Origin of the sequence: Kitasatospora sp. NPDC050463 (assembly GCF_040655255.1) — a bacterium.
In the GTDB taxonomy this organism is placed as follows: Bacteria; Actinomycetota; Actinomycetes; order Streptomycetales; family Streptomycetaceae; genus Kitasatospora.
Genome location: NZ_JBFAJO010000057.1, coordinates 44,187 through 63,218, shown reverse-complemented (window position 1 = coordinate 63,218; position 19,032 = coordinate 44,187). Strand labels below are relative to the sequence as shown.

Here is a 19,032-nt window from a genome sequence, read left to right as displayed (position 1 = left end):
GCACGACGGGCATGCCAACCATCGGGTAGCCCCGGAACGCGAACACCGGTCGGCGTCGGGCTCTCTGGCTTTATTCACGAGTAGTGGCTCTGGCTCATCTTCTGGATGCTGTTGGTGATCTTCATGGTTGGCGGGTTCGAGTCCCGTCGCTCACCTGTTGGCACAGGTGCCGGAACCGCGTGGTCGGGCCTCTTTGGTGGTCGGTTGCTACGCCATCGTTGCGATGCTGGCTGAGGCGGATGATGTTGGTTCCGGCTGCGGTGAGGACGTGCTGGACGTGGGTCTTCGCGGCACCGCGGTAGCGGCAGTTCCGCAGGCCGTGGGCATGGACGGTCTCGGAGACGGTGGCCTCGCAGCCGGCCCTCATGGCGTATCTGTCCTGCCAGGCCCTGGCCTTCTGCTCTTTCCTGACGCGGTTTTGGATCTCCTGCAGGGGCTGTGGCAGGAGTAGGACGTGGCGGCCTTTGCCGTCGACGTTTCCGGTGCATTTCGGGCGGTCGTCGCAGGCCCGGCATACGGCACGGGGAAACAGCACTGACAGGCGTGGTTGGCCGTCGGCGAGGGTCGGTTTCCAGGGCGGGCTGGTAGCACCGTTGGGACAAGTAAGCGTTCTTTCCTCCCAGTTGGGGTGGAAGTCTTCCTTGTTGAAGCCCGGGAGTGCCCGTGACCGGGGTGGGAGCCGGACAGGGCCGAGCAGGTCGATTCCGTACTCGGTCTTGGCCCGGTGGATGGTGGCGGGGCTGGTGTATCCGCCGTCGACCAGGTGCTCGGCCGGGGCCAGATCGCGTGCGGCGAGGTCGGAGTGGATCCGTTCCAGGGCGTCGATGTCCTGCTCGGGCGCCGGTGTAGTGGCCACGTGCACGATCACGTTCGGCAGGCCGCTGTCGCAGGTCTCGGTCTGGTGGTCCTTGTAGCCGACCCACTCAGCCTTGCCAGGCTTGTGGCTGAAGCGGGCCTGCGGATCGTGGGGAGAGACGATCTCCACTGACGACCACGGAACCCTGGCGGAGGCAAGGTCGGGACGCCCGTCGGAAGCTTCCGCGGACGTCGAGCGCCGCGGACTGTGGCGCCGGCTCAGCCGGTCGCGGGGTCTGCTTGGGCCCGCGCCAACACAGGTCGCCGTGCTCGTCGTACCAGTACTGCTGGACCCAGACCTGCCGCATCACCTCGACCTTGGGCAGCCACCGCAGCCGGGTCGGGGCGTCCGGGGCAAGGAGGGCCGCCTGGAACAAGCGCATACCGTCCTCACCGACCGTGAGCGCGTACTGCTTGCGCTCGTTCGTCTCCTTGGGCAGCCGGTCGTAGCGGACCGGCCGACCGTAACGGTGGGCCCACTCGTCCGTGATCAGGACAGAGATCCAGTTCTCGTCCGCTGCGGCCAGTTCCTCCAGGGCCGCGCGCAGGGTCTCGCCGACCAGCTCGATCCGGTCCAGGCGCCGCACCGCCGCCAGGACGTGGGTGGAGTCGGTCCGCTGTCGCCCGCGTCGTTTGACCAGCCCCGCCTCCGCCAGCCGTTCCACCATCAGCGTCAGCAGCCGGTCCGCTCGATCACCCTCGGCCATCCGGTCACGGAACTCGCTGAGCACCGAGAAGTCGAAGCCCGGATCGTCCAACTCCAGCCCCAGGCAGTAATTTCCAGTCCAGACGGCAGCGGACGGCATCGACGGCCTGACGGTCGGTGAGGTTCTGCGCGTACTGCAGCACCGACACGAGCGCCAGTCGTGCCGGTGACAGGCCGCGACGTCCGTCAGCGGGATACCAGTCGGCGAAATCCTCGTCCGTGATCAGCCCGACCAGGCACGGCCGAGCGAGCCCGGCCGACCGCCGTCGCCAGAGGGTGTCCCGTTGACTCCGGCCACCCAACGGGGCGTGTCAGTGCGTGCTGGCACCCTGCCACCGTGCTGATTCCCCTCGCCGCCGCCCAGGCGACTGCTGCATCCGTCCTCACCGCGCCCCCGCTGCGCTTCGCCGCCGCCGGCCTCCACTCGGCCTTCGTCCGCGACACGGGTCACCTGTACCTGGGCGCCACCGCGCTGCCCGGCGTCAAGCGCGGCGGGGTGTGGCACGTCGACCAGGCCCTGCTCGACGGGGCTCTGCAGCAGCTCGCGGCGGTGGCGGCTGCACCGGGCCGGCTCGTCCCGCTGGGGCTGCCGTGGACGGAGCTGAACCGGGGCTCCCGCTTCGACGACGACTGGCGCCTGGCCGTCCAAGGAGAGCTCGTCGACCGCGCCGCCCGGGCCCGCCGGCGCCCGCCTGCGGCCGACCTCCTCGACACCGGACTCGCCCCTGCGGTTCACCGCCAGGCGGTGAAGGAGCTCAACCGGCTCCTGCTCGCCGCTGCCCGGGAGCCCGACGGCCGTGACCCGCTGGTGGTGGCGGGCGTGGTCGTGATGGACGTGGTGCGCCGCCGGGCCGGCGTGTGGAGCATCCCCGAGGGGTGGGCGGAGGCCCTGGACCAGTGGCGCGCTGAACACCTAGCGCTGCTCGCGCGTGCGCAGCGGTGCGCGGGGTGCGGCATGGTGGAGGACCGGTCCCGGCATACTGTGGCAGCCCGGGCTCAGCAGCACCGCGACTGGCGGTCATCCGGCGCGGACGGCTGGATCACCCAGTGCCCGGCCTGCGCGGGTGGCGAGCACCCCTTGTACGGCGGTTCGATGCGGGGCGTGCGCTACACCAGCGAGAGGCGGCGGGCGACGCGCGCCGACGGTTACCTCTGCACGGTGTGCGGGCTGCGGCAGGCCGTCATCTGGGACCACTGCCATGAGCCCGACCACGACTTTTTGCGCGGGCCTGCTTGCGGCAGTTGCAACCAGGCCGAACGCTCGCAGAAGGGCATCTGGCGGGCCTTCTGGAACCACGGCCCGGCAGTGCGGCACCTGCTGGAGTGCAACGGCTGCCGCACCACCGGAACCCTTCCGCCCCAACACCTGTCCGCGCTGGCCGCCGCCCGGCTCCGCGCAACCGCCCGGCACGGCCGGTGCACTGCTGAGCCCGCGGCGGTGGTCGAGCAACTGCCGGAGGGCGGCTTCCTCGCACGGCTGCACTGCGCAGCCCACCCCGGCCGAGAAGTCCGCTGGGAGGAGACCGTCGACGCGGCGCAGGTCACGGGGTGGGTCGCGGACCTGGCGGCCGAGCACTCCTGACCCCCGGTTCGAGGAGTCGTCGGCCCGTCAGGTCGAGTGAACCAGACGTAGGAACTGATCGAAGTCCATCTCCTGGCCGTACGTGATCGGCTCCTGGATGACGTTCCACTCCGATCGCGTCACCCCGTTCCTGCATACACGGACCGGAAGCGAGCCGCTCGCCCCCACGACCACGATCCGGCCGATCCGGTGGTTATCTGGGGTTGTCAACCTGAATGAGCAGGTCAGACTGCATGCAGCCTCTTCTGGCACATGAGGCACATAAGGGGGTTCTCGGAGCAATGGTTCGACCTTCGGCCGATCGGGCTGTGCCGCGCCCGCTTCGCCACGTCTGGCCCGGACGATGGGAAACTCTCAGACCTTACGTGCGGTCACCAGAGCGAAGGAGATGAACTCCCCGGCGTCTGCGGTGAGCATGTCGATGACGAGCTGGTTCGCGTTCCGCCCGTCCGGCTGGTGTTCGGCGCCTGCCCGGGCCCACAACAGCCAGTCCCGCCAGGCGTCTTGCTGCAGATGCGCGGACGTGACCTCCACCAGCTCGGTGATCTCCCACTGGAAGCGCCACCACTCCGCCGTGTGCCAGGCAATCGCTTCCCAGCCGACCACCTTCTTGATGTGGGGGGGAATGGCCCCGAGCTCTCGGACCTCCCGCGTCATGGCGGGAGTCGCCATGCCCAGCTGTCCGCCAGGACGGAGGAATCGCAGCAGGTAGGGGAGGTAGCTGTCCGCCGTGCCGAAGTACTCAAAAGCGTCCACACTCACGATGGCGTCGAAGCTCTCCACTTCGAACGGCAGGGCGTGGGCCTCCGCTCGTACGGCCTCCACCTGGTCACCGACACCCGCCTTGGCGAAGACGGTTGTCGCGTCCTCGGGAGCGATCCACAAGTCGGCCGCGACGACCTCGACGCCGTACTCGCGGGCCAGGAACACCGATGTGGCGCCCTTGCCGGAACCGAGGTCGAGAACCCGCATCCCTGAGCGCAGATCAAGGTTCTGGGCAAGGTCCTCCAGCAGCCACAACGGGTTCGGACCCATGTCCAGGTCGAGCAACCAGGCGGGGTCATAACGAGAGGAACGCAGATAACGGTCCGGACGTACGAGATCGTTCAAGGCAGTCACGAACACGGACCCAAGCTGATCATCTACCCGGGACGCAACCCGTTTTCACCTGAGGTGCTGCCTCGCCTGGCCCGCGCGGTCGGTCTGGACGATCCGCTCGACCTGTGCGATGTCCCTAAGGACGGCGAGCGGATCGTCCACCTGCGGGTGCGGGTCGGCAAGAGCCGCGCGACGGTGGCGGCCGAGCTCGGCTGGCACCCGGAGACCTACCGGGAGCGGGAGAATCGCGGCCACGCTCCGGACAAGATGGCTGGCCCCCGCGACGGCTGGGAGGACGACCCCCGGCGGCCCCGCTGGGGCTGGCGGGTGCACACCCCGTTCTTCACCAGGCCCATGGTCGAGTCGACCGCCATCATCGACGGTGCCCAGCGGCCGGCGGTGTACGGGCCGCACAAGTACGACAAGCCCGAGCACGAAGGCGTCTTCGAGGTACCGGCCGAACGCCTCCACCAGGCGCTCCGGCGGACCGGGCCGACTGGGAAGCCGAACTCCGACGCTGGAACCGGGAGCCCCCGGACCTCGCGGCCGACATCGCCCAGGCCGCCGAGCACGCCCGCCGCTGATGTACCTCACGTGCCTGACGAACCCCCAGATATCCACCAGGCACGTACCCGGCCGGAGGTCAATTCTCAGGTGCCTCACGGCTGTCGGGCACCCAAGATAATGGTCGAGCGGCCCGTACTGGCCCCCGGGAAGGAAGTAGACCCAGCCTTCCTGGTTCCACCCGTCGACCACAATCGAGGGATAGGCCGCTGTCAGGGCTTCCAACTCCGCTCGTCCCGGCCAGGGCTCGCCGAACGCAATCTCGTACTCGTCTACCCGGTCGATCTGCATGAATTGCTCGCTCATGAGTCTGGACGCTTACGAATCAGAGCTTTGATCGGGAGCCTGCAGTCCGGACCCACCGCGTAGTGTCCGTAGGCCGGTCCCCGCCCGGTAGAGATTCACCCGCCCACCGGCCGGTGGGCTTCAGGGCGGGTGGGTCACGCCGCAACATTGCCGGTCGACCGATCCGGCCCAGTCAGAAGCCGGTGGTCCAGCCCAGCGCCTCGGCGACGGTGCGCACGCCGACCTCCAGTGTGCAGATGACCGCGAGGCTGTCGCCGTCGAGTTCGCTGCCAAGCTCGTCTAAGTGGTCAGCCAGTGAGCCGGACTCGAATGAGTCGGACAGGACGTGCCACGGCGGCCGGTGGCCCGGGCGCTCCTGGCTCTGGGTCCCGAGGGTGACGGCGGTCCTGCCCGCGCCAACCCGATTCCACCCGAGCAGCCGGTGTGACTGCGAGGCGGGAAAGTCGTTCGCAAGGCATAGACAACATCAAGCGCGTTGGCACCGCGGCGGCTCGCAGAGCCGGTCTGCGTCATCTTCGGGAGGCGCGGACCGGCCCTGTCGGGTGTCAGGAGACCCAGCTGGTGTAGTGCGTGCCGCCGCTGCTATTCGCGCCGCTCTCCGTCGAGTACGAGGAGGCACGGACGGGCGTGCCGCAGAAGGTGTACAGGTAGCCGTCGCGTTGCTGCCAGTCGTTGTAGTTGCCGCTGCTGGAACACCCGCCGCCGTCCTGGACGGTGAAGTACATCCGCTCGTCGGTGCTCGCGGCGGTGGTGTCGATCGACCAGTGCAGGTAGCCGCCGGAGTGGTCGGCGTAGGTGGTCACGCACATCGACACCACCGCGTTGTGGGTGGTCCGGTAGTAGCTGCAGCTGGTGCCCGCCTGGGCCGCCCCGGCCCCGGCCACCACGCCCGCGCCGGCCAGGCCGAGCGCGACCGCGCCGGTGGTGAGCCGCTTCACGATGTTCACGGCGAATCCCCTTCCGGCCGCCGACCATCGGCGGTCCAGGCAGCAGTCTGCTGACGGCGCGGTGACGGTGCATCATGTTTCGGTCAACTTGGAGTCGCGGTTCCGGTTCCCGCGGGCCTGGCTGTAGGCGGTGACGGTCGGGTGGTGGGCGGAGGCGCGGGTCGCCTCCCGGAGCAGCGGGTGGCGGCCTACGCCAACCGGTGCCGCTCCTGCCGCGCCCTGCTCGGCAAGCCCGCCGGGAGTGCCGGGGGGCTGTGGGTGCTGCTGCACCGCAGCGAGCGGCACCGGTCGCTGAGTACCTGGTCCTACCCGAGCGAAGCGGATGCCCTGCACGTGGCCGCGCACATGGCCATGCTCTACATCGGTGATGACGCCGCCGCCCAGGACCTCTTCGCGGACCAGGCACACGCCCAGGTTCTCCAGCGGTTCTGGGAACTGAAGCCCGAGACCGACGTTTTCGAGGTCGCCGAACTCGTCCCGCAGCGCCGTAGCGACTTCTGACCGGGCGGCCCCGGCGACGGGCTCGGCCCGGCATGTACCGAGGCGCCGGTCGGCGGTGCGGGCGAGGCGGACACTACCGCCAGCGGGTCCCACCTCTACGTCAGCGTCCCGCCCGCCTGCACCATCAGCTCCACCTCCGGCGGCCGCACCGCGCTCGGAGCGGGTATCGACGTCCGCGGCCCCCGGGGCGCTGCGCACCTTTGCCCGATATCGTCTCGGCGGGCTCGCCCATCTTGTGTTCATGACGGCGATCGCGGAGCCGTCGGCCACCGGCTCGGGGGGCCACGAGGGGCTGGTGAAGCTGGATCCGGAGGATCTGGCAGGCCGACTGGGTTCGGACGCCGACGAGATCGCGGCGGCGGTGCGAGAGCTGGCCGACCGCTCCCTGCTGCTGTCCCCCGAGGGGCAGGACGACGACGTGTGGCAGGTCAACCCCATGGTGGCCTTCCAAGGTCCTGCCGCAGCTCAGTGCGAGGTCCTTGAACGCGTGGTTGAGCAGCGCGGCGTGCTCCCCGTTCTGCCGGAGCCGGGTACGGTCCTGGTGAGTGCGGCCACCGGCAAGACCTTCAGGGCCTGATGCTGCGCACCCGGCCACTGGAGCGTTGGCCGGCACGGGAGAGCGTGTCGCGGAATCTCGCTGGGAATGATGAGCGCGGACCAGCACGGGCCGAGTCGGTCGCGTGGTCCCGATAGAGTGCGAGCCTTGTCCGTCACGCCCTGGAGCTGATTGTGCACACGCTCGCTGCCCGTGTCCGACCAGTTGGTCGATGGGAGTCCCGTTTCCGGGTCGGATCGGGGGTGAACCGTGGCGATCAGTGACGCGATCATCTCGCAGACGCTGTCGGCGTACCTCGGGCGTTTCCCGGAAGAGGCAGAATCGCTGGCCGAGCCGTTGCGGCTCCTCAGCGAGGGCTCCGGGTTCGCGTCCCGGCGCAGCTTCCCAATGCATGTGACGGTCGGCGCTCTCCTCGTGTGCGGGTCCGAGGTGCTGCTGATCGACCACCTCGCCTACGGGATCACGTTGCAGCCGGGCGGCCATCTTGAGCCGACCGACGGCACGCTGCTTGATGCGGCGCTGCGTGAGCTGACGGAGGAGACCGGCCTTGACGGGCACTTGATCGCGCCGCTGTCGCCGGTGCCGGTCTATGTGGAGTACGGCCTGGTGCCGGCGCGGCCGGAGAAGGACGAACCGGAGCACTACCACCTGGACATCGGGTACGCGTTCTCGACGGAGCGTGCCGAAATCGGCTCCATTCAGGAGGCGGAGGTGACCGGCGCGGCCTGGTACCCGCTGGAGTCGGCCGTGCGCGTGGTCGGGGAGCGCGTCGCCCGGGCGTTCGGCGTCACCGCGTAGGCCCAGCGAGATGGGCGTGACGCCCTTGGTACCTGGCTTGCGCAGCTCCGGGCCGTGGTGCGGAGGACCGGTTGCGGCCGTCCGCACCACGGCCCGGGGGCGTCGGCCGGCGCACCGCCTGACTCACTCGAAGAGCGGTTTGACGTCGCGGCTGCGGCTGCGCTTGAGCTCGTAGAAGCCGTCGGTCTGCGCGAGGAGGACCAGGCCGTCCCAGAGCTTCCCGGCGGCCTCGCCGCGGGGGCCCGGCGCAGCACGGGGCCGAACAGGGCAGTGCCGGCGACGCGCAGGACGGGGGTGCCGACGTCGAGTCCGACCTCGTCGAACGCCTCGTGATGGGAGGCGGTGACGAGCTGGTCGTAGTCGGTGGTGGTGGCGGCCGAGGCCAGGGCGGCGGGCAGGTTCGTCTCAGCGAGAGCCTCGGGGATGACGGTGGGGTCGTCGCGGCGGCGCTGGTTGTGCAGGCGGGTGCCGATGGCGGTGTACAGCGGGCCGAGGATCTGGGGGCCGGCGTGCTCGGCGGCGGCGGCGCACACCCGCACCGAGCCCCAGGCGCTCTCCATCAGCGCCCGGTACTCGGCGCTGAGGCCCTCGCCCTTGCGTTGGTAGAGGTTGAGGTAGGCCAGCGACATGATCCGCCAGTCGGCGCGGACGGGGCGCACCTTCTCGACTTCCAGGAGCCAGCGGGAGGTGATCCACGCCCACGGGCACAGGGGGTCGAACCAGAAGGGCGCCTCGGATCGGGGCAGCTCGTCGTGGAGCATCGGGCGGGCACCGTCCTTGTCTCGGGTCGCTCGTACGGGGTGTGGTGGTGGGTCAGTCGAACAGCCCGGCCTGGACGGGCTGGTTGGCCTTGGCGGTGCGCCCGGCGGCCTTGAACAGGGCCGCGAGGCTGTCCAGGCGCGGGGCGAGGTCGGCGGCGGCGATGAGGTGGAGGAAGAGTTTCGCGGTGACGTCGACGTCGTCGGGTGCGCGGTGGCGGTTGGGCGGCTGGGGGATGCCAAAGTGGGCCAGGAGCGTGTCGAGCTTGTAGTTCGGCAGGCCGTGGATGAGGTGCTTGGCCAGCGGAATGGTGTCGATGAGGTTGGTGCGGGCCAGCGCCGGGCAGTGCTCGCGCTGGTGGTGGATGACGTTCGCCTCGGTGGCGGCATGCTGGGCTACCAACAGGTAGGAAGTGCCGGGGGTGAGGCGGCGATCCAGTGCGCCGAGAGCCTGGGCCGGGGTGGGCGCGTGGGCGAGCTGATCTGCGGTCAGGCCGGTCTGGGCGGTGTCGGCGGGGGTGACCGGAGCGAACGCGGGCGGGCGGATCAGGGAGGTGCTGCGGCCCCGCTCCTGCCAGGTGCCGCCGTCGAGGCGCAGGGCCAGGGCTGCGACCTCGATGGGCTGGGCCGGGTAGCCGGTGGGGGTGGTTGTCTCGAAGTCGACGACGATGAACGTCGTCGCCCGGAAGTCAGGGTCGCCGGTCAGGCCCATGTATCCAACGTTTCCTCGAGTTCTTCGACCGTCAGCCGGGCGCGGTGCCGCTCCGCAACCAGCATGCCCGCGCAAGCGCCGCCGCGGTGCCCGTTCACTCTTCGGTGAGGGCGCGCACGGCCCGTGTCGCGGTCGCCAAGTCGGGCGCGTTCCAGTGGCGTTCGCCCGTCCACCTCTCGCACAGCGCCCGGTACAGGTCGCTCATCACGGAGACGAATGCGGGCGGTAGCGGGGCGGGCCGGGGCCACTGGTGGCGGGGGACGCCGTCGGCGAGCAGCTGGCCGACGGGGACCTCGTTGCCCGAGCGCACGTACCAGTCGCGCAGGATCTGCTTGCCGCAGTGCACGCCGTCGAACATCAGGCGGCTCTCGTCCGGGGTGCCGGGGCTGTCGAGCAGCAGGTCCTGATTACCCGTCACCAGGAACTCGGTCTTGCCGTCACAGTGGTTGATGCCGACGGCGGCTGCGTGGTCGCTCAGCACGGTGTTGACCGCGGTGGTGGTCTCGCTCAGGGCCCCAAAGAGGCGGTCGTCGAGGCCGGAGAGGAGCTGGGCGTCGGCGGGGGTGAGGAAGCGGTTGACCGGCTCGCGGGTCGTGGCGTACTCGATGGTCGGCCGCGGGGGGCGCTCGCCGACGGCGGGGACCGCGTCGAGGCCGAGGTCGACCGGGCGCAGGTCGCCGGAGGCCAGGCGACGGTGGACGGAGTTGCCGGGCGGGAGCTCGTTGCGGAAGAGGACCTGCAGCGGCAGGAGGTAGTTGCCCCGCTCGGGGGTGAGCGGGTGGTCGAGCGTCTCCGGGAGGCGGGCGAGGGTGAACTGGATCCGGTTCGGGGCGCTCTGGCGCAGGAAGTGCGTGGGCACGCCGGCCGCTTCGAGCAGCTGGAAGTTGAAGACGGCCATCCGGCAGGCGGCTTCGCTCTTGCCGGGGATCGCGTCCGGCATCGGGCCGTAGTGGAAGACGCTGTAGCGGTCGGTGTACTCGAACTCGCCGATGCCCTCGCGGTCGGCGGTCGGGGCGCGCAGGACGGTCGTGCGCTTGGTCGAGTGCAGAACGGGCACGGTGCTCCTCTCGGACGGCGTGGGCGCCGTCATCGGGTCGGGTCGTGAGCCGGCGTGCCGGCTCGCCGGGCGGTGCCGACCGGGGGTGTTGCCGGGGTGCTGCTCACCGGGGCGAGGTGGGTGTCGGCCATGGTGAGCACCCGCATGCCAGCCGCGCGGGCGGCGGCGACGCCGTCGGGGGCGTCGTCGACGGCCAGGCAGTGCCTGGGCGCGATGCCGAGCCGGCGGGCGGCGGTGAGGAACAGCTCGGGGTCCGGCTTGCCGCGGTCGGCGTCCTCACGGGCGACGACGGTCGCGAACTCGCCGCGCAGGCCCAGCGCGTCGAGCCCGGGGCCGACGAGCTGCCGGCTGGCGCCGGAGGCCACGGCGCACCGTAGGCCCGCGGTCCGGGCCTGCCGAAGGAGTTCCACGGTGCACGCGATGGGCGTGATCGTGTGGACTTCGGCCAGGAGGTGGGCGCGGCTGTGGGCGATGACCTCGTCGTGGGGCAGCGTCCGGCCGCCGGGCAGCGCCGCCAGCAGGTCGTGGATGGACAGCCCGACGTGCCTGGCGTACCAGGCGGCATCGAGGGTGATGCCGTAGGGCAGCAGTGCGGTGCGCAGCGCGTCCTCGTGGCTCTGCCGGGTGTCGGCGAGGGTGCCGTCGAAGTCGAGGATCAGTGCGCCGGTGTCTTCGTCGAAGGTGGGAACGCAGCCGTGCGCGCCCGCGCAAGACGACGGTGGCGGGGGGCTGCCCGGGTTCATGCGGCTGCCGCCGTGGCGGGCCGGTGGCAGCACAGGCACGCGGCTCCGGGGCCTTGCCAGGGTTCGGTGAGGCAGTCCAGGTCGTTTCCGGCGTCGCGGATCCAGGTGCGGATCAGGTCGGCGGCGTCGTATTCGTCGACGTGGCGGCGGTCCACGACCCGGTAGCGGGTGGGGTCGGTGGCGGCGAGCTGTTCGAAGAGCGCGGACGCGTCGCTCATGAAGCGGGCCTGCTCGCCGGTGAAGACGCAGCGGTCGCGCCGCTGGGCGCGTTTGAGGGGTTCGGTGGGGTTGTCGGTGACGAGGATGGTGAGGTCGGGCAGCGGCCGCCAGGAGGCGGCGAGGTGCAGCAGGTCGGTTGCGGTGCGCAGGGCGGCGTCCGGGTCGTCGGGGTGCAGGAGCAGGGCCTGGCATACGGCGGTGGTGTCGACGCTGCGGCCCTCCACGACGGCCCGGCCGCGGGCCAGGTCGGGCAGGACGGTGTCCAGGTCGTGCCGTTTGATGGCCATCAGGAGCAGGGCCTCGGCCATCGGGGTGCCGCCGCGCAGGAACGGGTCGCCGATGCTGGCCTGGCGCAGAGCCTGCAGCAGCGCCTCGCCCAGGCCGGGGCGGCTGTCGGCGCGCTGGGAGAACTCGTCGAGCATCACCGGCTTGTCGTCGAGGGTCTCGACGGCGCGGTTGGTGAGGTAGGTCTTGCCGACGCCGTTGAGGCCCTCGGCGGAGATCAGCGGGCCGCGGTGGCAGCGGAGTTGGTGCGGTGTGGTGGTCATGCTGCGGTGTCCCATCGGGGAGGGCGGGCCGCGGGTGCGGCGGCGGCGCGGGCTCTGGCGGTGTGCGGTCAGCCGCTCCACGTGGCGCTGGCGTGGGTGATGGCGGCGGCGTAGCGGTCGAGGCCCGCTTCGTCGTCGCGGTCCGTGAGGACGATGGCCAGGGTGCGCTCCAGGATCTGGGCGGCGCCGCGGCACGGCGGCCGGGCGCCGCCACTGAACATAGGGCGCGTATCGCACGGGATGAGGTGGAAGGTGCCGGTGGAGTTCGGCACGCCGATGCGGGCGAGGTGGTCGGCGAAGGCGCGCGGGCGCGGCAGGCCGATCGACAGGAGCGGGGAGTAGTGGTTCCACGTCTCGTCGGTGGCCGAGCGGATCGGGGTGAGACCGCGGGCGCCGGCCAGGGCGTGCAGAAGGTGGGTGCTCTGGGCGCGGCGGCGCTCCAGCAGGGCCGGGAGGCGGTGGAGGTTGGCGTGGGCAAGCGCGGCGAGGGGCTCGGCCAGGCGGGCGTTGACCGCGAGGTGCTGTTGGGGGCGCTCGCCGGGCGGCGGTGTGAGCCAGTGCCCGCGAAAGGCCCGGGCCCGGGCGGCGAGGTCGGCGTCGTCGGTCACGACGAAGCCGCCCTCCCCGCTCCAGAGGATCTTGCCGTCCTTCATGCTGAAGCACCCGGCGCTGCCAGCCGTGCCGGCCGCGGTGCCGGCGCGGGAGGTCCCGCCAGCCTGGGCGGCGTCCTCCACCACGGCCAGGCCGTGGCGGGAGGCGAAGGCGGCCAGGGCGGCCGGATCGCCCATCCGCCCCCACAGGTGCACCGGGACGATCGCCCTGGTGCGGGCGGTGACCTTGGCGGCGGCATCCGCGTAGTCCACGTCGAAGGTGGCGGGGTCGCTGTCGACGAACACGGGGGTGGCGCCGAGCTGGACGACGGGCGCGGCGGTCATGACCACGGTGAGCGCGGGCACCAGGATCTCGTCGCCCGGGCGGATGCCGGCGGCGAACAGCGCGGCGTGCAGCGCTGCGGTCCCGGAGTTCACCGCGACCGCGTACCGGGTGCCGAACACGCCGGCCAGATCGCGTTCGAAGGCTTCGGCGCGGGCGGCGCGGGCCGGATCGGGCATGTCGGCCAGCGCCGCCAGCACCGGCATCCAGCCGGTCCGCCGCAGGCAGCGGGGGCACGGTGCTCATGTCCCCACCCGGCCCAGGAGACGGGGCATGCCGGGCACGAGCGGGGTCATGTTGACGCAGTCCCGGGAGAAGTGCGAGCAATCCGTGCACGCCGGGCGGCCGTCGAACAGGGTCCGCGCGTCGGCGCCGACGATCGTGCGCCACGCCGCCGGCGGTGTCGCGGCGATCCGCCGGTCGGAGGGACAGTCCCACACCGTGCCGTCGGGCTGGACGAAGAACAGCTGCGCCCCGCCGAAGCATTGCTCGACGCGGCCGCTGTCCTGGGTGGCGATCGATGCGAGGAACTGCTGGACGTAGGCGGGTCCGGGCAGGGTGAGGCCGCCGGGGTCCTGTTGCAGGCGCTGCAGCTCCTGTTCGACGGCGGGGACGTCGGCGGCGGTGTGGCAGCGTTCGGCGAAGAGTTTGTGGTCGGTGGGCAGGGAGATGAGCTGGGGGACGTAGTAGTCGACGCCGATCTCGGCGGCCAGGCGGGCGACGTCGGTGATCTCCTGGGGGCGCTCGCGGATGACGACCGTGTAGATCCCGACGCGGGGGCCCGCACCGGTGCCCCGCTCGTCCAGGAGGGTGCGGATGCCGGCCAGGACCTCACGGTGGCCTACGCGGCCGGAGTGGGAGGGCCGCAGGTGGTCGTTGACGGCGGCGCGCGCTGTCGAGGGACACCGAGACGCCGTCGACGCCGAGTCCGACGAGCGTGCGGGCGAGGCCGGGGCGGGTGAGGGGCACACCGTTGGTCGCGATGACGACCTCGCACCCGGCTTCCTTGATCGTCTTGATCACGCTGAGGGTGGGCAGCCAGTCCAGCGGCTCGCCGCCCGCCAGGACGACCCGCTCGACCGGCGAGTGGGCCAGGGAGCGCGCGAACGCCTCCAAGTCGGTGCGGTCGAGCTTCTGTGGTGTGCCTACTCCCTGTAACGGTTGATCTCTCCGGAGCGCCTTCCGAGATCGTCCGGAAATGGCCGACGACGGCGACGTTCGGGGCGATGGTTCTGGGCTGTGCGCGAGGTACTGCTCCAGCTGGAAGAGCTGATCTTCCTGTCGGATTCGGAGATCAGGGTGGTGTCGGGTGCAGGACGACGGCGACGTGATCCGGATCGGTGTCAGATCCCGGACGGCCAAGGCTCGCTGCCCGGGCTGCGGGAGCTGGTCGGGGCGGGTACACGGCTCCTACCTGTGGTTTCCCGCCGATCTTCCCGTGGCAGGGCGGCGGGCGGTGCTGCGGCTGCGGGTCCGGCGGTTCACGTGCGAGGACGCCTCATGCGAGCGGCGTACGTTCGTCGAGCAGGTCACGGGCCTGACCCGCCGACACAGCCAGCGGACCGAACGAATGCGGTCGGCGCTGGCCGAGGTCGGACTCGCGGTGGCCGGCCGCGCCGGTGCCCGGCTGGCCGACGTCTTCGGGGCGAAAGCCAGCCGGAACACGGTCCTGCGACTGGTCGACGCGCTCCCGGAGCCTCAGCCGCGGACCCCGCGGGTGGTCGGCGTCGACGAGTACGCGATGCGCAAGGGACGTGTCTACGGGACCGTCCTGGTCGACGTCGAGACCCGCCGCCCGGTCGACCTGCTGCCGAATCGCGAGGCAGCCACCGTCGCGGCCTGGCTGGCCGAACGCCCGGGGATCGAGGTCGTCTGCCGTGACCGTGCTCCGTTCTTCGCAGAGGGCGCCAGCATCGGGGCACCCACCGCCGTCATGATCCGCCAGCGTGGGCCACCGAGGCCACCGAGGACCACTTCCGGCCGATCCGCACCGACGACGGCCACATGGGTGCTTTGCTCGAATAGGCGGCCTGCCGTCGGACGGGTCGGCCGCAGGAACTGGTGCCGTCGGTCCGATGCCGGGTCAGCACCGTTCGGACGTGGTCACACGGTGAGGTCGACGGCCGGGATGGGCCGTACTTCGGCGAGGACTGCCGCGCCCGCGGCGGTCAGCTCGCCATGGCCGTCCGGGCCGGAGGTGATCCAGCCAGACAGCAACAGGTCCGCGGCCGTCTGGGCGTTGGCCGTGCCGTCGGCGGCACGCCAGCGGCCCCGATGGTGCAGCAGCAGGCCCTCGCCGGCAGCGGCCAGCAGCGCGGTGTCGGCATCGGTGAGCGCCCGGTCCGCGGTGATGAGCACGGCCACGTTGCGGGACCGTGCCGCGTCGACTTGCTGGGTCACGAGGCCGTCCACGGCCTCCAGGGTGCGGCGCATGTCCAGATGTGCCACGGCTTCGGCGTCCTCGTCGCAGGAGACGTCGGTGTGGGCCAGGCGCAGGCTTCCGATCGCTTCGCACTTCTCCAGGACGTACCCCGAGCGCGGGGGCACCACCCGGCCGTCCTGCCTGTCCAGAGGCTGGTACGGCATGAAGCCCGCGGCGCGCAACGCGGCATGGACTGCAGATTCCCGGGGCTGGCAAGTCACTCGCAACTCTCTCGTCCCCTTGCCCTCCCTGCGCCACTCGCGCGGGGTCGAGCGAGGGCCGTTGGTCGGCCGCCGGACAGGAAGTTGTCCGTCGTCACTCGAAGGAGTGGAAAGACGCTTTTCGGACGGTGAGCCGAGCTACCTGATAGTTGCCTCCGGTTGGTATGGGTACGGGCACGTCCGGGCGAGATGCTCACCGATCGGCACGTGCGTTCAGCGTCTGGGTGATGACGGCTTCGCTGGTGAGCAAGGCGGAGGACAGCTGCCTGCGCAGGCTGAGGGGGATCGTGCGGTGCCCGAGGGCGCACAGGTCCACCGCGTCCTCAAGCAGCCGGGTCTGCCGGTCGGTTAGGAGGGTGGCGCAGCCGTGATGGGCGAGGATTTCGCGGGCCGCGTACCCGTCGCGGGTGTCCGCGATGTGGTCGGCCAGGGCTGACGCCTCGGTCGGGATGCCGGGGTGGCTTCCGTGGTCTGCGTCGACGGCTGAGAGCAGGAGGCGGGTGTGGAAGACCGCCAGGTCGGCCCGGTGGTCGAGTCGGGAGAGGTGGTCGAGCAAGGTGGTCATGTCGCTGGTGGTGTGTCGGTGGCCGGCCGGGTGGCAGAGGGCGGTGAGGCAGGCGGTGACGGCGTTCTCCCAGGGTTCGCCGGGGGTGGTGTCGGCGAGGAGTTGCTGTGCACCGTGGTGGTCGCCGGTGGTGGCACGGGCGAGGATGGCGACCTGGCGGCCGTCGAGCATGTGGGTGCCGATGCCGCGGTGCTCCTCGATGTGTGCGAGGGCGTGTGGCCAGCGGCCGGCGGTGGTGAGGGCGCGGGTGCCGTCGGCGATGACGACCCGCCACAGCCACTGGCGTACTTCGTCGCGGTCGGCGTCGGTGGCGGTGAGGTCGGCCGGTACGTGGATGCCGTCGAAGGTGGCGGCGGTGGCGGCGGTGACCGTGCGGTAGAGGGTGAGCAGGAGTTGGTGGCCCTGGTCGGTGCGGCCAGCCCGTATGTGGAGCCGGGCGAGATTGACGATCGGCTCCAGGGCGCGGATGGCGTCCATGCCGGCGAGCGGGGTGTGCTGGAGGTAGGCGGCGGCGTGCTGGTAGCACCACTGGCGGGCGAGGTCGGGCAGGTCCAGGTCGGAGGCCAGGAGGGCGGCTTGGTTGAAGACGCTTGAGGCCAGGCCCTGGTAGGCCTGGGTCCGGGCTGTGTCGGCGAGTTCGGTGAGCTTGTCGACGCGGGTGTGGAGGGGCAGGCAGGGCGGGCGTACCCGGGCGACGAGAGGGAAGCGGCGGGCTGTCGCTCCGTGCGGGTCCATGCGTCCTCCCGGACGGCGGTGGCGGACTGGGACGCGGGGTCCTGCCGCTCGCCGGTCGGCGAGCGGCAGGACCCGGTGCTGGGCGGACGAGCGTGGGTCAGTGCCAGTCGACGACGATCCGGTTCAACGGGGTGTCGAAGATGAAGCGGCCCGGGGCGGGGGCGACGGGCGCGCCGTCGAGGGGGTGGAGCTCGAATTGGGCCTCGCGGTCGCGATACTCGCGGTCCCAGGTCCGCATGGCGTCGGCGACGCGGTTGGCCAGCTCGTCGCTGCCGGGCCCGTGGCCGACGACGCCGAACTCCCAGAGCTTGCCGCCCTCGGGGGTGCGCTGGTCGGACAGGCGCCGGGCGAGGTAGGTGAGGGCGCCGCCGTCGAACACCGCGGTGGAGCTCGGGTAGGGGTCGTCGGTGAGGAGGCCGCCGCGGGCTTCACGCGTGAAGGGCATCTGGTTCAGGCCGCTGGGCAGCGAGCAGGACAGGAACAGCTCCATCCACTCCGGCGACTCCATCGCCCGGTAGAGGACGCCGGACCACACCTCGGTGCGGGGCTGGTCCAGGACGTCGGCCAGGGCCCGGGCTTCGACCGGCTGCTCGCTGTTGGTCTGCAGGCGCACCAGGCCGCTGGAGGTCACGGGGATGATGCGGCGCTCGTCGTCGGCGATGCCCCGGCGCAGCGGCATGAAGGTGTTCATCTCGCTGCTGATGGAGGCCCATACGCCGTCGGGGCGTTGCTTGTAGGCGATGGAGCGGGAGACGCTGCCGCGAAGTCGCTGGGGGACGAGGAGCAGGCCGTCGGGGGCGAGTTGGGTGAGCCAGGCGTGGGGGATGCCGTGGGCGCCGACGGTGGCGATGATGCGGTCGTAGGGGGCGCCGTCGGGCTGGCCGAGTGCGCCGTCGCGCTGCAGGACGGTGACGTTGTCGAATCCGGCGGCGACGAGGTGGGAGCGGGCGCCTTCCACGAGGTCGGTGTCGACGTCGATGGTGGTGACGTGGCCGGTGGGGCCGACGAGGTGGGCGAGGAGGGCGGCGTTGTAGCCGGTGCCGGCGCCGAGTTCGAGGATCTTGTCGCCGGGCTGGGGCTGCAGCTGCTCCAGCATGAGGCCGACGATGCCGGGCTGGGAGGCGCAGCTGATGGAGGTGCCGTCGTCGTCCTGCTTGATGTCGACGGTCCAGTTGGCGTAGGCCTGTTCGAGGGGGGCCTTGGGGACGAAGAGGTGGCGGGGGACGGTGCGCATCGTGTTCTCGATGCGGGGGGTGCGGACGCGTCCCTCCTCGATGATCTGGTCGATCAGGGTGTTGCGGAGGTCTTCGGCGGTGGCGGCGGTGTCGATCGTGTCGCTGTTCACGTCGCCGAGGCTAGTGCTGTCGGGGTTGGCCCCGGGGTGCGACGCGGTGGTGTTGCTCGTTCCCATGACTGCTGCTTTCGCTAGTGCTGACATGGCGCTCTGGTCCTCCAGGGGGAGGCCGGCGCGGTTGGCGTGGAAAATGACGTGGTGGGCCAGGACGGCGCGCAGGCCTCGGGTGAGGCGGCCGCGTCTGGCGAGGTAGGCGAGGGTCAGGCCGGCCTGCTCGAAGGCGAAGACCCACGCGGTGTGCTCCGCGAGCGGGCCGCCCGGGGTACAGAGCAGGCGGGTGTCGGCGCTCATGAGGTGGCGCATCGCCGATGCCGTGTCGGCGGCCCGGTCGGGCGGGATCGGCGCCGGGTCGGGGCGCAGGTCGGCGACCTTGGCCCAGACGTCGCCCTGTTCGTACCAGTCGAGGCCGGCGGCGCGCATCATGGCGCCGGTCAGCAGGATGGCGCTCTCGCGGCGGCCCAGGTGCCGGGCGGCAGGCGCGGGGGCGTAGGTGAGTAGGTGGCGGCTGTCGTGGTGGAAGAGGGTGTGGGCGGCGTCCATGGCCTCGGGGCCGCCGAAGGCGAGGGTTTCGGGCTCGTAGATGCCGTGGTTCCAGGAGACGATCCGGCCGGTGGCGGTGAGGTTGTCGAGCAGGTCGGTGATGGCCGCGGGGGCGGTGTCGGCCTGGTAGCGCAGCGGCCAGGGCTGCTTGTTCATGTACCACCAGCGGTGGACAGCTCCTTCGGCTTCGGCCGTGGCCAGGGCCGGGCGGAGGATGTCGGTGATGACCTGTTGGGCGCTCTGGCGGTCGGGGAATTCGATGGTGTGCTGGTGCCAGGAGGCGGGGGGCATCCGGGGTCCTCAGGAGGGTGG

Annotated in this window: 18 protein-coding genes and 2 pseudogenes; 5 read left to right on the top strand and 15 right to left on the bottom strand. The window is 71.3% G+C overall.

Annotated elements, in window-relative coordinates; genetic code table 11:
- Positions 1 to 121: 121 nt before the first annotated feature.
- Entirely contained in the window at positions 122 to 985 is an 864-nt protein-coding gene (locus AB0J08_RS29695; RefSeq protein ID WP_360640909.1) for a transposase, read from the bottom strand.
- The gene (locus AB0J08_RS29690) at positions 924 to 1,661 is read right to left on the bottom strand and encodes a hypothetical protein (RefSeq protein ID WP_360640917.1); all 738 of its coding nucleotides are present in this window, start codon (positions 1,659 to 1,661) and stop codon (positions 924 to 926) included. Before AB0J08_RS29690 ends, AB0J08_RS29695 begins: the two co-directional genes overlap by 62 nt.
- Before the next feature lie 237 nt (positions 1,662 to 1,898).
- On the opposite strand from AB0J08_RS29690, the gene AB0J08_RS29685 reads away from it, so the two are divergent.
- A complete protein-coding gene (locus AB0J08_RS29685; protein ID WP_360640907.1) occupies positions 1,899 to 3,143 on the top strand; it encodes an endonuclease domain-containing protein in 1,245 nt (414 codons plus the stop codon).
- A 354-nt stretch (positions 3,144 to 3,497) separates the two neighbouring features.
- Here the strand turns inward: AB0J08_RS29685 and AB0J08_RS29680 are convergent, their stop codons facing one another.
- The 3 genes from AB0J08_RS29680 to AB0J08_RS29670 form a co-directional block, all read right to left on the bottom strand.
- On the bottom strand, positions 3,498 to 4,268 hold the full coding sequence (locus tag AB0J08_RS29680; protein ID WP_360640905.1) for a methyltransferase domain-containing protein: 771 nt from the start codon (positions 4,266 to 4,268) through the stop codon (positions 3,498 to 3,500).
- Positions 4,269 to 4,307: 39 nt separating this feature from the next.
- The gene (locus AB0J08_RS29675; protein ID WP_360640903.1) at positions 4,308 to 5,111 is read right to left on the bottom strand and encodes a hypothetical protein; all 804 of its coding nucleotides are present in this window, start codon (positions 5,109 to 5,111) and stop codon (positions 4,308 to 4,310) included.
- A gap of 545 nt (positions 5,112 to 5,656) precedes the next feature.
- On the bottom strand, positions 5,657 to 6,058 hold the full coding sequence (locus AB0J08_RS29670) for a hypothetical protein (protein WP_360640901.1): 402 nt from the start codon (positions 6,056 to 6,058) through the stop codon (positions 5,657 to 5,659).
- A 180-nt stretch (positions 6,059 to 6,238) separates the two neighbouring features.
- Here AB0J08_RS29670 and AB0J08_RS29665 point away from each other — a divergent pair, with 180 nt between their 5' ends.
- The 3 genes from AB0J08_RS29665 (at position 6,239) to AB0J08_RS29655 (ending at position 7,913) form a co-directional block, all read left to right on the top strand.
- Positions 6,239 to 6,559 (top strand): hypothetical protein, encoded by a 321-nt coding sequence (locus tag AB0J08_RS29665; RefSeq protein WP_360640899.1) that lies wholly within the window; start codon positions 6,239 to 6,241, stop codon positions 6,557 to 6,559.
- A gap of 241 nt (positions 6,560 to 6,800) precedes the next feature.
- Positions 6,801 to 7,136: a hypothetical protein gene (locus AB0J08_RS29660; protein WP_360640897.1), complete on the top strand. Its 336-nt coding sequence runs from the start codon at positions 6,801 to 6,803 to the stop codon at positions 7,134 to 7,136.
- A gap of 228 nt (positions 7,137 to 7,364) precedes the next feature.
- The gene (locus AB0J08_RS29655) at positions 7,365 to 7,913 is read left to right on the top strand and encodes an NUDIX domain-containing protein (protein WP_360640895.1); all 549 of its coding nucleotides are present in this window, start codon (positions 7,365 to 7,367) and stop codon (positions 7,911 to 7,913) included.
- Positions 7,914 to 8,036: 123 nt separating this feature from the next.
- Here the strand turns inward: AB0J08_RS29655 and AB0J08_RS29650 are convergent.
- The 7 genes and pseudogenes from AB0J08_RS29650 to AB0J08_RS29620 all read right to left on the bottom strand — a co-directional run bounded on the left by AB0J08_RS29650 (position 8,037) and on the right by AB0J08_RS29620 (position 13,999).
- Positions 8,037 to 8,674, bottom strand: a pseudogene (locus AB0J08_RS29650) (disulfide bond formation protein DsbA).
- A 52-nt stretch (positions 8,675 to 8,726) separates the two neighbouring features.
- Positions 8,727 to 9,383, bottom strand: a complete 657-nt coding sequence (locus tag AB0J08_RS29645) for a 3'-5' exonuclease (protein WP_360640893.1) — start codon at positions 9,381 to 9,383, stop codon at positions 8,727 to 8,729.
- A 94-nt stretch (positions 9,384 to 9,477) separates the two neighbouring features.
- Positions 9,478 to 10,440 carry a phosphoribosylaminoimidazolesuccinocarboxamide synthase gene (locus AB0J08_RS29640; protein WP_360640891.1) on the bottom strand — a complete coding sequence of 321 codons (963 nt, stop codon included), beginning with the start codon at positions 10,438 to 10,440 and terminating at the stop codon, positions 9,478 to 9,480.
- A gap of 29 nt (positions 10,441 to 10,469) precedes the next feature.
- Positions 10,470 to 11,183, bottom strand: a complete 714-nt coding sequence (locus tag AB0J08_RS29635; protein WP_360640889.1) for an HAD family phosphatase — start codon at positions 11,181 to 11,183, stop codon at positions 10,470 to 10,472.
- Positions 11,180 to 11,950 (bottom strand): thymidylate kinase, encoded by a 771-nt coding sequence (locus tag AB0J08_RS29630; RefSeq protein ID WP_360640887.1) that lies wholly within the window; start codon positions 11,948 to 11,950, stop codon positions 11,180 to 11,182. Before AB0J08_RS29630 ends, AB0J08_RS29635 begins: the two co-directional genes overlap by 4 nt.
- A 68-nt stretch (positions 11,951 to 12,018) precedes the next feature.
- Positions 12,019 to 13,089, bottom strand: a complete 1,071-nt coding sequence (locus AB0J08_RS29625) for an aminotransferase class I/II-fold pyridoxal phosphate-dependent enzyme (RefSeq protein WP_360640885.1) — start codon at positions 13,087 to 13,089, stop codon at positions 12,019 to 12,021.
- Positions 13,090 to 13,714: 625 nt separating this feature from the next.
- Positions 13,715 to 13,999: a radical SAM protein gene (locus AB0J08_RS29620; RefSeq protein ID WP_360640883.1), complete on the bottom strand. Its 285-nt coding sequence runs from the start codon at positions 13,997 to 13,999 to the stop codon at positions 13,715 to 13,717.
- Between the two features lie 193 nt (positions 14,000 to 14,192).
- Here AB0J08_RS29620 and AB0J08_RS29615 point away from each other — a divergent pair.
- Positions 14,193 to 14,762: pseudogene (locus AB0J08_RS29615) on the top strand (transposase family protein); the annotation flags it as partial.
- Between the two features lie 224 nt (positions 14,763 to 14,986).
- Here AB0J08_RS29615 and AB0J08_RS29610 read toward each other — a convergent pair.
- The 3 genes from AB0J08_RS29610 to fxlM form a co-directional block, all read right to left on the bottom strand.
- Positions 14,987 to 15,469 (bottom strand): hypothetical protein, encoded by a 483-nt coding sequence (locus AB0J08_RS29610; RefSeq protein WP_360640915.1) that lies wholly within the window; start codon positions 15,467 to 15,469, stop codon positions 14,987 to 14,989.
- A 250-nt stretch (positions 15,470 to 15,719) separates the two neighbouring features.
- On the bottom strand, positions 15,720 to 16,826 hold the full coding sequence (locus AB0J08_RS29605) for a hypothetical protein (protein ID WP_360640881.1): 1,107 nt from the start codon (positions 16,824 to 16,826) through the stop codon (positions 15,720 to 15,722).
- A gap of 97 nt (positions 16,827 to 16,923) precedes the next feature.
- Complete coding sequence (gene fxlM / locus AB0J08_RS29600; protein WP_360640879.1) at positions 16,924 to 19,011, bottom strand: methyltransferase, FxLD system; 2,088 nt, start codon at positions 19,009 to 19,011, stop codon at positions 16,924 to 16,926.
- Positions 19,012 to 19,032 lie beyond the last annotated feature (21 nt).

Coding starts and splice junctions, on each gene's coding strand:
- AB0J08_RS29690 (WP_360640917.1), bottom strand. CDS start 1,661: ATGCCGTCCGCTGCCGTCTGGACTGGAAATTACTGCCTGGGGCTGGAG.
- AB0J08_RS29675 (WP_360640903.1), bottom strand. CDS start 5,111: ATGAGCGAGCAATTCATGCAGATCGACCGGGTAGACGAGTACGAGATT.
- AB0J08_RS29660 (WP_360640897.1), top strand. CDS start 6,801: ATGACGGCGATCGCGGAGCCGTCGGCCACCGGCTCGGGGGGCCACGAG.
- AB0J08_RS29645 (WP_360640893.1), bottom strand. CDS start 9,383: ATGGGCCTGACCGGCGACCCTGACTTCCGGGCGACGACGTTCATCGTC.
- AB0J08_RS29635 (WP_360640889.1), bottom strand. CDS start 11,183: ATGAACCCGGGCAGCCCCCCGCCACCGTCGTCTTGCGCGGGCGCGCAC.
- AB0J08_RS29630 (WP_360640887.1), bottom strand. CDS start 11,950: ATGACCACCACACCGCACCAACTCCGCTGCCACCGCGGCCCGCTGATC.
- AB0J08_RS29625 (WP_360640885.1), bottom strand. CDS start 13,089: ATGCCGGTGCTGGCGGCGCTGGCCGACATGCCCGATCCGGCCCGCGCC.
- AB0J08_RS29610 (WP_360640915.1), bottom strand. CDS start 15,469: ATGCCGTACCAGCCTCTGGACAGGCAGGACGGCCGGGTGGTGCCCCCG.
- AB0J08_RS29605 (WP_360640881.1), bottom strand. CDS start 16,826: ATGGACCCGCACGGAGCGACAGCCCGCCGCTTCCCTCTCGTCGCCCGG.
- fxlM (WP_360640879.1), bottom strand. CDS start 19,011: ATGCCCCCCGCCTCCTGGCACCAGCACACCATCGAATTCCCCGACCGC.